Annotated in this window: 9 protein-coding genes; 6 read left to right on the top strand and 3 right to left on the bottom strand. The window is 68.7% G+C overall.

Annotated elements, in window-relative coordinates:
- Nucleotides 1-89: 89 nt before the first annotated feature.
- Nucleotides 90-1,055 (bottom strand): asparaginase, encoded by a 966-nt coding sequence (locus tag KRR55_RS18555; RefSeq protein WP_217390793.1) that lies wholly within the window; start codon nucleotides 1,053-1,055, stop codon nucleotides 90-92.
- Nucleotides 1,052-1,759 (bottom strand): FadR/GntR family transcriptional regulator, encoded by a 708-nt coding sequence (locus KRR55_RS18550; RefSeq protein ID WP_217390792.1) that lies wholly within the window; start codon nucleotides 1,757-1,759, stop codon nucleotides 1,052-1,054. Before KRR55_RS18550 ends, KRR55_RS18555 begins: the two co-directional genes overlap by 4 nt.
- Nucleotides 1,760-2,184: 425 nt before the next feature.
- Here KRR55_RS18550 and KRR55_RS18545 point away from each other — a divergent pair, with 425 nt between their 5' ends.
- The 5 genes from KRR55_RS18545 (at nucleotide 2,185) to KRR55_RS18525 (ending at nucleotide 8,540) form a co-directional block, all read left to right on the top strand.
- Nucleotides 2,185-3,429 carry an amidohydrolase gene (locus tag KRR55_RS18545; protein WP_336245168.1) on the top strand — a complete coding sequence of 415 codons (1,245 nt, stop codon included), beginning with the start codon at nucleotides 2,185-2,187 and terminating at the stop codon, nucleotides 3,427-3,429.
- Between the two features lie 3 nt (nucleotides 3,430-3,432).
- Nucleotides 3,433-4,971: an MFS transporter gene (locus KRR55_RS18540; RefSeq protein WP_217390791.1), complete on the top strand. Its 1,539-nt coding sequence runs from the start codon at nucleotides 3,433-3,435 to the stop codon at nucleotides 4,969-4,971.
- 242 nt (nucleotides 4,972-5,213) lie between these two features.
- Nucleotides 5,214-6,842 carry an MDR family MFS transporter gene (locus KRR55_RS18535; RefSeq protein WP_217390802.1) on the top strand — a complete coding sequence of 543 codons (1,629 nt, stop codon included), beginning with the start codon at nucleotides 5,214-5,216 and terminating at the stop codon, nucleotides 6,840-6,842.
- A 1-nt stretch (nucleotide 6,843) separates the two neighbouring features.
- Nucleotides 6,844-7,332, top strand: coding sequence for a MarR family winged helix-turn-helix transcriptional regulator (locus tag KRR55_RS18530; RefSeq protein WP_217390790.1), 489 nt, complete (start codon nucleotides 6,844-6,846; stop codon nucleotides 7,330-7,332).
- 134 nt (nucleotides 7,333-7,466) lie between these two features.
- Nucleotides 7,467-8,540: a maleylacetate reductase gene (locus KRR55_RS18525; protein WP_217390789.1), complete on the top strand. Its 1,074-nt coding sequence runs from the start codon at nucleotides 7,467-7,469 to the stop codon at nucleotides 8,538-8,540.
- A gap of 3 nt (nucleotides 8,541-8,543) precedes the next feature.
- On the opposite strand, the gene KRR55_RS18520 is transcribed toward KRR55_RS18525, so the two are convergent.
- Complete coding sequence (locus KRR55_RS18520; protein WP_254456393.1) at nucleotides 8,544-9,467, bottom strand: EamA family transporter; 924 nt, start codon at nucleotides 9,465-9,467, stop codon at nucleotides 8,544-8,546.
- An 85-nt stretch (nucleotides 9,468-9,552) separates the two neighbouring features.
- On the opposite strand from KRR55_RS18520, the gene KRR55_RS18515 reads away from it, so the two are divergent.
- Nucleotides 9,553-10,452 (top strand): LysR family transcriptional regulator, encoded by a 900-nt coding sequence (locus KRR55_RS18515; RefSeq protein WP_254456392.1) that lies wholly within the window; start codon nucleotides 9,553-9,555, stop codon nucleotides 10,450-10,452.
- Nucleotides 10,453-10,550: the final 98 nt, after the last annotated feature.

Raw genomic sequence — 10,550 nt, 5'->3', positions numbered from 1 at the left:
GGGTGGCGGTGAGGCGGATGTGCAGGGGGTGGGAGTTTTTGGGCGCGCGCCAGCAACCGCGGGCTTGCGTGAAGCGGGTGGACGGGGCGCTAGGGGAAGGGCAGCCCGGCCAGCGTGCCGACGGGATTTCCGCCGCCGAGCACGGGCAGGTTGTCGAATGCGGCCAGCTTGGCCGGATCCAGTCCCAGGGCCAGCAACGCGGGGACGGCGGCGGGCATCCGGGCCCGGTCGCCTCCGTCGGAGATCTTCAGCGCCACGGCCGAGCCGTCGGGCAGGGCGATGAGCTGGATGCCCTCGAACCCGTCCTTGGCCAGCACCCCGGGGAAGGTTTCCATCAGCGCGGTGACGTCGCGTCCGAGGCCGGCAACCATCTCCGGGTGGGTGCGCATGGCGTTCGCGACCTGGTGCTCGGCGGTGCCAGCGGGTGCGGTCACGAGTGTCCCGAAGGCCCGGGCCATGGAAGCCAGGGAGAGGGCGAAGACCTCCGTGCCGCAGCCGTCGGTGCTCACCACGGTGGTCGGTTCTCCAGTGAGCTCGGCGACGACCTCGCGGATGAGGGTGGGCAGCGGGTGGTCGTGCCGCAGGTAGGTCTCGGTGTCCCAGCCGTTGAGCAGGCAGGTGGCCAGCATCGCGGCGTGCTTGCCCGAGCAGTTCTGCGCCAAGTGGGTGGGACCGTTGCCCGCCTCGATCCATTCCCGGCGCTCGGCCACTCCGTAGGGCAGGTCGGTGGAGTTGCGCAGCGCGCCGGGTTCCAGCCCGGCGTCGGCGAGGATCTTCGCGGCCAGGTCGCGGTGGTCGGCGGAGCCCGAATGGCTGGCGGAGGCCAGTGCCAGCTGCTCGGCGGAGAGCTGCAGTCCGGCGCGCACCATGGCCACGGCCATCAGCGGCTTCAGGGCCGAGCGCGGATAGATCGGGGCCGTCGGCTCGCCGCGCGTCAGCACGGTCCGGCCGGCTGCGTCCAGGGCTACCAGCGATCCGTAGTGGACGCTTTCCACCAGCTCGCCGCGGGTTTGCACGGCCAGCGGGGCGTGGGCCGGGAAGGTGGGAGTGCTCATGCGGTTTCCGCTCCAAGGATCGTGGTCAGTGCTTCGTCGACCGCGGCTAGGTGACCGGCCATGGCCTTGCCCGCCGCGGCGCCGTCGCGCGCCTCGATGGCGGCGAGGATCTCGCGGTGTTCGGCGCGCGAGGGGTGCTGGCGTCCGGTGATGAGGTTGATGGTCTCTGACTGGTTGACCATGGCCTCGCGGATGTCGCCCACAACCCGCTCAAAGACCCCGTTGCCGCTGGCCGCGGCGATCGTGGCATGGAAGCTTGCGTCGAGGGCCACCCAGCGCTCGGCGTCGTCCTCGTCCTCCATGGCCTCGATGATGCCGCGCAGCTCCTCGAGCTGGTCGGGGGTGGCGCGGGTGGCGGCGAGTTCCGCCGCGGGGATCTCGATGTGCGGGCGCGCTTCCATGAGGCTGCGCGCGGAGAACTTGCCCAGCACCAGGTCGTCGCTGGCCTTGCCCGCGATGACAAAGGTTCCCTTGCCGGTGTGCGTCTCGGTGAGGCCAAGGGCGGCGCAGGAGCGCAGTGCCTCGCGAACGACCGAACGGCTGACGGCGAATTTTCCGGCGAGCACCGACTCGGAGCTCAGCTTGTGCCCCACGGGCAGCTCCCCGGACTCGATGGCATCGCGGATGGCCGTGAATACGGCCTCGGCCGCGCTGACCCGGACGACGGGCTGCGGTCCGGCCGTCCGGCTGTCTGACAGGTTCATGTGTTGAACTATGTCACTCCTCACAAAGTGCTGTCAAGACGCCGATCGGGCACCCCCACATGGCCCATTCCCGCTCGTCGCCGGGGCTGCCCCAAACGCCCCGGTCAACCCGTGGATTTCATTGCCGTCCCACTTGCAATTGCGGCCACGGCCCCGTTTTTCCGGGCGCACAGGGATGCCCCGGCCGAGGGCCGTCGCGGCGGGACGGCCTGTGCCCCCGCCCCCTCGAGCGGCGCCGCTTCCGGGCCGGGACAACCTCGGCGCCCGGCAACCACTTGCGCACCGGGCACCGAACTGTGCATGAATTCCGCGTCATGACATGGACACCGGATGACCTGCGGCGATACGTTGTTTAACTGGATCCGCAGCCAGGGTATCGGCATCCCGCAGTGCCCGTGCGCGGCCGAAGCGGAAAGGCGATCCCCGTGGTTGACCCCGCACTTTTTGACTCCCTGGACGGCCAGCTTGAATGGCAGCGAGAGCTATACAAGCACTTCCACCGCAACCCGGAGCTCGGCCTTCAGGAGCACCAGACCGCCGCACGCCTCGAGACCGAGCTCGCGGCCCTGGGCTACGACGTGCAGCGCATCGGCGGGACCGGGGTGGTCGGGGTGCTGGCCAACGGCGAGGGTCCCGTGGTCTTGGCCCGGGCCGACACCGACGCACTTCCGGTCACGGAGGACACGGGACTGGAATACTCCTCCACCGTGGACGGCGTCATGCACGCCTGCGGCCACGACATGCACATGGCCACGCTGCTGGGCGCCGCAAAGGTGCTGGCCGACCACCGCGAGGCCTGGTCAGGCACGCACATCGCCCTCTTCCAGCCCGCCGAGGAAACCGCCGCCGGCGCGAAGGCGATGGTTGCCGACGGCCTGGTGGACAAGGTGCCGCGCCCGGACGTGGCACTGGCCCAGCACGTCATGCCGGTGGAGGCCGGACTCGTCGGCACCACCGCCGGGCCGATCCTCTCCGCCGGCGACAGCCTGAAAATCACCGTCCACGGCCGCGGTGCCCACGGTTCGATGCCGCACAACGCGGTGGACCCCGTGGTGCTGGCCGCCTCGATCGTGCTGAAGCTGCAGACCATCGTGTCGCGCGAAACCATGCCCGGGCAGTTCGCGGTGGTGACCGTCGGATCCTCCAACGCGGGGACAGCGGCCAACATCATTCCGGCCAAGGCCGAGCTGCGCCTGAACATCCGCACCTACGACCTCGCGCTGCGCAAGCACATCATGGCCTCCATCGAGCGGATCGTGCGCGGCGAATGCGCCGCCGCCGGCTCGCCCAAGGAACCCGAGTTCGAGTACTACGACCAGTTCCCGCTAACCGAGAACGACGCGGAGGTGAACGAGCGCGTGACAACGGCCTTCACCGGGCACTTCCCCGACGGGCAGGTCTACCAGGCCACCCCGGCCACCGCCTCGGAGGACTTCAGCACCATCCCCGACGCGTTCGGCGTCCCCTATGCCTACTGGACCGTCGGATACGTCCCGGCCGAGGCGTATCGCAAGGCCGTCGAGAACGGGAGCGTGTCCGCTGACATCCCGGCGAACCACTCCCCCTTCTTTGCCCCCGCCATCGACCCCACGCTGGAAACCGCCACACGCACCCAGGTGCTCGCAGCCCTTGCCTACCTGGGCAAAAACCAACAAAGCAAGGAAGGCTAGGCCATGGGAACCACAGCAAACGCACCCGCCGCCACCACCTGGAAGCCAACCGACAAGTGGCTGCTGGGCATCGTCCTGGCCGTCATCAACTTCTGGCTTTTTGCCCAGACGCTGCTCAACGTCATCCCCGGCATCCGCGGCCAGCTCGGCGTCGAGGAAACCCTGGCGAACCTGGCCGTGTCGGTCACCTCGCTGTTCTCGGGAATCTTCATCGTCGTGGCCGGCGGCCTGGCCGACCGGCTCGGCCGCGTCAAGATCCTCTACGCAGGCATCTGGCTGTCCATCGCCGGATCGCTGCTGATCGCCCTGACCCCGGAAAACCTGGGCGGAATCACCAGCACCATGCTGCTGGGCGGGCGGGTGGTCCAGGGCCTGTCCGCGGCCTGCATCATGCCCTCCTCGATGGCCTTGGTAAAGACCTTCTATGAGGGCAAGGCCCGGCAGCGCGCCCTGTCCTTCTGGTCGATCGGCTCCTGGGGCGGGTCCGGATTCTGTTCGCTCTTCGGCGGGCTGATGGCCACCAGCGCACTGGGCTGGCGCTCGATCTTCTGGATCTCCGTGGTCCTCTCGATCCTGGCCCTGTGGCTGCTGCGCGGCACCCCCGAGTCCAGGGCCGAGCGCGATCCGGCCGCGGCCGAGCAGGGCTTTGACTGGGGCGGGCTGGCGGCCTTCATCGTGCTGCTGGTCTCGATCAACATCTACATCTCGCAGGGTCCGGCGCTGGGCTGGCTGAGCCTGGGCGGACTGGGTCTGATCGCCCTGGCCGCGGTCTCCGGTCTGGTCTTCCTGTACATCGAGACGCACCGCGCGGGCGCGTTCGTGAACCTGAAGCTGTTCTCCAATGGCACCTTCACCGGAGCCACGCTGTCCAACTTCCTGCTCAACGGTGCGGCAGGCACGCTGATCGTGTCCCTGGGACTGGTGCAGATCGCCGCCGGAATGAGCTCCCTGCAGTCGGGCCTGCTCACCCTGGGCTACCTCATCGCAATCCTGGCCACGATCCGGGTGGGCGAAAAGCTGCTGCAGCGCTTCGGGCCGAAAAAGCCGATGCTGTGGGGCTCGATGATCACAGGCGTCGGCATCCTGATGTGCTCGATGACGTTCCTGTACATCGACCAGTACATCGTGCTTTCCGTCATCGGATTCACCCTCTTCGGGGTGGGCCTTGGTTTCTATGCCACCCCGTCCACCGACGCGGCCCTTTCCAATGTCCCCGACGCGCAGGTGGGTGCCGCCTCCGGCATCTACAAGATGGCTTCCTCGCTGGGCAACGCGATCGGCGTCGCGATTTCCGCGGCTCTTTACGTCGCGGGGCAGGCTGTCAATCCGGAACTCATCCAGTCCTGGGGCCTGTTCATCGGCCGGCAGGACAACGTGGCGTTGCGCTTCGGCGGTGCCATCGGCCTGCTGTTCAACGTGCTGATGGTGGTCATCGCCATCGCCGCGATCATCGTCACCGTTCCGGCCGAACCCAAGGACCGGGTGCCGGAGCCCGAACCCAAGGAGCCGCACGACGTCGCCCCCCCGGCGTTCGGCAACTAGGCAGAGCCCCGCGACAGCGGGTTTGAGGGGCCGGGACATGGCCATGTCCCGGCCCCTCGTGCGTTTCGACGAGCCGGACGGGCACTTCGAGCGAGCTTCAGATCACAGCTAAATTGGTTGCTCTTTGGCAACCAATTCAATATAGTTGATATCAATCAACCATATTCCTGCTGTTTTTGGAGCCCCTTTTGTCCCAGACACCCACCCCCACGAAGGCGGAACCGGAGAAGTCCGAATCGGGCATGACCCACCGCCAGGTGATGCAATCACTGACCGGCCTACTCATGGGCATGTTCGTTTCGATCCTCGCCGGAACCGTGGTCTCCACCTCTCTTCCGGTCATCGTTTCGGACCTGGCCGGCGACCAGACCTCCTACACCTGGGTCGTCACCGCGACCCTGCTGGCCACCACGATCTCGACCCCGATCTGGGGCAAGCTGGCGGACCTGGCCAACCGCAAGCTGCTGCTGCAGCTCTCCCTGCTGGTCTTCGTGATCGCCTCGGCCATCGCCGGCTTCTCGCAGGACACCAACATGCTCATCACCATGCGCGTGTTCCAGGGCCTGGGCGCCGGCGGCCTGACCGCGCTGACCCAGATCGTCATGGCCGACATCATCTCCCCGCGCGAACGCGGCAAGTACATGGGCCTCTTCGGTGCCGTCATGGCGCTGGGCACCGTGGGCGGCCCGCTGATCGGCGGCTTCATCACCGACGCCATCAACTGGCGCTGGAACTTCTTCATCGCCCTGCCCTTTGCGGCCATCGCGATCTTCCTGATCCAGAAGACGCTTCACCTCCCTCTCCAGGCCAAGCGCAAGGTCTCCATCGACTACGCGGGCATCGTGCTGCTTTCCGCCGGCGTCTCGTCGCTGCTGATCTGGGTCTCCCTGGCCGGCAAGGACTTCGACTGGGCCTCGGCCACCTCCGCCTGGATGGTCGGCGGCGCCGTCGTCGCCCTGGCCGCCTTCGTGATCGTGGAGTTCAAGGCCTCCGAGCCGATCATCCCGCTGAGCATGTTCAGGAACTGCACCTTCACCCTCTCGGTCATCGCCTCGATCTCCGTGGGCGTGTCGATGTTCGGCACCTCGGTCTTCCTGGCCCAGTACATGCAGCTCGCCCGCGGCGCCAACGCCACCCAATCCGGGCTGATGACCATCCCGATGATGGCCGGCCTGCTGGTCATCTCCACCATTGCCGGCGCGATGATCTCCAAGCACGGCAAGTGGAAGGCCATCATGGTCATCGGCTCGGTGCTGCAGCTGGCGGGCCTCTACCTGCTGGGCACCATCCACTACGACACCAACTTCGTCTTGGTTTCCGCCTACATGTTCCTCCTCGGCGCGGGCCTGGGCATGGTCATGCAGAACCTCGTGCTGATCGTGCAGAACGCCGTCACCCCGGCCGAGATCGGCGTTGCCTCCTCCGGCATCGCGTTCTTCCGCTCCCTGGGCGGCACCATCGGCGTCTCGGTCCTCGGGGCCCTGATGGCCACCAAGGTCGCGGACTTGATGGGCGCCAAGAGCGCCGAACTGGGCGCCGCGATCGCGGCCCTGGGCGAGAAGGGCAAGGACCTGGCCGCGTCACTGGCCTCCGGGAACATCCCTGCCGTCCACTCCCTGCCCGAGTCGGTCCGCACCATCATCGAGTCCTCCTACGGCGACGCCGTGGCCCACGTCTTCATGGTGGCTGCCCCGCTGAGCATCCTGACCATCCTCGCGGTGGCCTTCATGCCCAACCTGGAGCTGGGCAGCCAGACCCGCCACCAGCGCGAGGAAGCCGAGGCCGCGGAGCGGAACCTGGCCGAGGTCAGCGAGGCCGCCATCGCGGCGACCCCGCGACCGGCCGGCGAAGACACCTCGGCCCGCCACTGACATGAACACCCTGGCCGATCCCCTCGCCGTCGCGGAATCCGCACCGGCCGGCGACCCCGTCATGACTTCACTGATCGACGAGGTCGAGCACCAATTCGCGACGATGTTCGTCAACGCCCGCAACAGCATCCGCTCCCGTGCCGCGGCCATCCACCCGGAACTGCATCCGCTGGGTTTCAAGGTCCTCACGATCCTCTCCCGCTCCGGCCCCCGGCAGCAGGGCGCCCTGGCCGAGGAGACGGAGGCGGACAAGGCGATGATGAGCCGGACCATCAAGCAGCTCGAGGCCCTGGGCCTGGTGGAGAGGAGCATCGACCCGAACGACGGCCGTGCCCTGCTGGTTGCCATGACCACCGAGGCCCTGGCGCGCTTCGACGCAACGCTGGCCAATGCCCGCCGGGTCCTGCACGACCGGCTCGCGGAATGGGAACCGGGCGAGGTCCGCCGCTTTACCGACCTGCTGGCCAAGCTGAACGACTCGAGCCTCTAGCCTCCTCCCCACCCATGTGGTCCCTGGTCCCGAAATGAAGATCTTCCGGGGCCGGGGACCACATGCGTATCGGGTAGCGTTTCAGTCAGCGCCACCGGTCCCCCGCACGGGATCCCGAACCAAGGAATGCCTCCATGGGAATGCTCTTCAGCCACGACACCCTGCCCCAGCGCGTGCTCTTCGGCACCGGCAAGGCCGCCGAACACCTGGCCGCGGAGGTGGCGGGGTTTGGTGCCTCGCGGGTCATGATGATCGCCGGGCGACGCGACGCCGACACGGCTGCAGGCCTTTCGGCCCGACTCCCGGTTGCCCTGCACTATTCCGACATCGTCCAGCACGTGCCGATCGCCAGCGCGGCACGTGCCCGCGCCGCCGCCCGGGAGCACCGCGCCGACCTGCTGGTGTGCCTCGGCGGCGGGTCGGCCGTTGGACTTGCCAAGGCCATCGCCCTGGACACCGGATTGCCCGTCATCGCCATCCCCACCACCTATGCCGGCTCCGAGGCCACCAACGTCTGGGGCCTGACCGAGGACGGCCGCAAGAAGACCGGTGTCGACGCCCGGGTGCTGCCCGCCACCGTCATCTACGATGCGCAGCTCAGTCTCTCGCTGCCCGCGGGGCTCTCGGTCGCCTCGGGGCTGAACGCCATGGCGCACTGCATCGATTCGCTGTGGGGGCCGCGCGCCGACCCGATCAATGCGGCACTCGCCACCGAGGGAATCCGCGCCCTGGCCGCCGGGCTGCCCGCGATCACCGATAACCCGGCGGGAATCGAGGGCCGCGAGCAGGCACTCTACGGCGCCTACCTCTCGGCGGTGGCCTTCGCTTCGGCGGGTTCGGGCCTGCACCACAAGATCTGCCACGTGCTGGGAGGAACCTGGAACATGCCACACGCCCAGACCCACGCCACGGTGCTGCTCTACGTCCTGGCGTTCAATGCACCGGCCGCGCCCGAGGCCGAGTCCCGCATTGCAGCGGCCTTGGGCAGCTCCACGGCACTCGAGGGACTCAATGCCTTGCGCACCCGGCTAAATGCGCCGCGTGCGTTGAAGGACCACGGATTCGACGCGGCTGACATCCCCGAGGCGGTTTCGCTCATTCTTCCGGTCGTCCCGGCCAACAACCCGAGGACCGTCACCGCGGAAAACCTGACGGAACTGCTCACCGCGGCCCTCCACGGCACCGACCCGGCAAACCCGACCGGCTGACGGCTACCGGGGCGATTGCGCGGCGGCGACCGCCGGGGGCGCATGGCCAATCGTCGGCACGGGCTTCACCGGGTCGCGCCTGCCGGTGCGCGTGGCGCCTATTCCGGCAACGATGACCAGCACGATGCCCGCGATCGCCGCCGGGCGCGGGACCTGGTGCAGGAAGATTAGCCCGACAACCATGGCAATGGCCGGCTCCAGGCACATCAATGTCCCGAACGCCGCGGTGGTCAACCTGCGCAGGGCCAGCAGCTCGAGACTGAACGGGATCACCGGCAGCAGCAGCGCGAGCGCCAGCCCGATCGCCAACACCTGCACGTCCATCCGCCCGATCACCTCCGGCCCCACCACCAGCGTGGCGGCCAGTGCCGCGACGGGCATCGAAATGGCCAGCGCGCCGATCCCGTCGACGGCGTCCCCGGCACGCTGGGTGAGCAGGACGTAGAGGGCCCAGCAGCCGGCACCGGCCAGGGCGAAAAGCACCCCGGCCAGGTCCGCCGCACCGTGCCACGGTTCGGTCAGCCCGAGCACGCCGGCGGCCGCGACCAGCGCCCACCAGCGGCCGGCTCCCCGGCCCTGGACGATGGCCACGGCCAGCGGGCCCATGAATTCCAGCGCGCTCGCGGTGCCCAAGGGGATCGTCTCCACCGCCTTCATGAATGCCAGCGTCATGCCCGCGGTGGCCAGGCCCAGCAGGGCGCAGACCCCCAGCGTGGCCCGGGTGAACCGCATGCGCCACGGGCGGGCAATGGCCACCAGGATGACGGCGGCCCAGGCCAGCCGCAGCCAGGCGACGCCCTCGGACCCCAGCGTTCCGGCGAGGCCGATCGACGCGGCGAGGCCCAGCTGGACGCAGCCCATCGCGGCAAACGCCATCAGGGAGCCGACGGAGGCGGACGTGGCGGCGGGTGCGGGTGTGGAACTCATGGTTTCAAGTAGATCCGAGACGGGCTGTCCATGTCCACGCGAGAATCATCAACATATCGTTCGTTATTACTGCACAATGGTTGTCATGGAAACCCGGCGCCTGCAATACCTGTACGAGCTCTCCCGCATGGGATCGATGCGCGGGGTGGCCGACATCCTGGGCACCACGACCTCGACCGTCTCCCAGCAGATCGCACAGCTGTCGCGGGAGACCGGGGCCCGGCTGCTGGAGCCCGACGGACGCGGAGTGCGCCTCACCCCGGCCGGACGCCGACTGGCCGAGCACGCGCAAACCATCCTCGCCGCCGTCGACGCCGCCCGGCTCGACCTGGACTCCGGGGCCGAACCCTCTGGAACGCTGCGCGTGGCCGGATTCGCCACCGCGATCCGCAGGACGCTGATGCCGGTCATCGAGGAACTGGCCGAGCAGCACCCCCGGGTGCGCATCGTGGTGCTCGAGCACGAGCCCGCGGAGGCGCTGAAGCTGCTGGCCACCGACGACCTCGACCTGGCCCTGACCTACGACTACAACCTCGCCCCGGACGAGGTTGGCGCTGATGTCGAAACCCTGCCGCTGTGGAGCACCCCCTGGGGGCTGGGCGTGCCGAGCGACGAGGCGCAACGGTTCGCAGCCGGTGGCCGGATGCCTGACGCCGCGGCGGTCTTCTCCGCCTTCCGGGATCGCGACTGGATCGGGAACTCCCGCAACATCGCCGACGAAACCGTGCTGCGGCTCATCTCCTCGATGGCCGGGTTCGAGCCGGCCCTGCGCCACCAGTCCGACAGCCTTGACCTGGTCGAGGACCTGATCCTCGCGGGCCTGGGCGTGGGCCTGCTTCCGGCCGACCGCCCGCAGCGGGAAGGGATCGGTATCCTGCCGCTGCACCACCCGGACCTGCAGCTGCGCGCCTTCGCCCGGACCCGGCGGGGACGCAGCGCCTGGCCAGCCCTTGCCCTGGTTCTCGAGCGGCTGCGCAACGGCTAGGGCGCCCCCGGGGAAGCGCCTACCCTCCCCCAAGGTATCCGCGGTTGCCGCGCCTAACGCGTGGCAGGGCCCCCTCCCGGGGACCCTGCCACGCGTGC

The organism is Paeniglutamicibacter quisquiliarum (assembly GCF_019084045.1).
GTDB lineage: Bacteria > Actinomycetota > Actinomycetes > Actinomycetales > Micrococcaceae > Paeniglutamicibacter > Paeniglutamicibacter quisquiliarum.
Note: the sequence above shows the minus strand (reverse complement) of the source record. Positions and strands in the feature narration are given on the sequence as shown.

Bases quoted from the DNA above. Each gene is read 5' to 3' on its own strand.
- KRR55_RS18555 (WP_217390793.1), bottom strand. From the start codon at position 1,055: ATGAGCACTCCCACCTTCCCGGCCCACGCCCCGCTGGCCGTGCAAACC.
- KRR55_RS18550 (WP_217390792.1), bottom strand. From the start codon at position 1,759: ATGAACCTGTCAGACAGCCGGACGGCCGGACCGCAGCCCGTCGTCCGG.
- KRR55_RS18540 (WP_217390791.1), top strand. From the start codon at position 3,433: ATGGGAACCACAGCAAACGCACCCGCCGCCACCACCTGGAAGCCAACC.
- KRR55_RS18535 (WP_217390802.1), top strand. From the start codon at position 5,214: ATGACCCACCGCCAGGTGATGCAATCACTGACCGGCCTACTCATGGGC.
- KRR55_RS18530 (WP_217390790.1), top strand. From the start codon at position 6,844: ATGAACACCCTGGCCGATCCCCTCGCCGTCGCGGAATCCGCACCGGCC.
- KRR55_RS18525 (WP_217390789.1), top strand. From the start codon at position 7,467: ATGGGAATGCTCTTCAGCCACGACACCCTGCCCCAGCGCGTGCTCTTC.
- KRR55_RS18520 (WP_254456393.1), bottom strand. From the start codon at position 9,467: ATGAGTTCCACACCCGCACCCGCCGCCACGTCCGCCTCCGTCGGCTCC.
- KRR55_RS18515 (WP_254456392.1), top strand. From the start codon at position 9,553: ATGGAAACCCGGCGCCTGCAATACCTGTACGAGCTCTCCCGCATGGGA.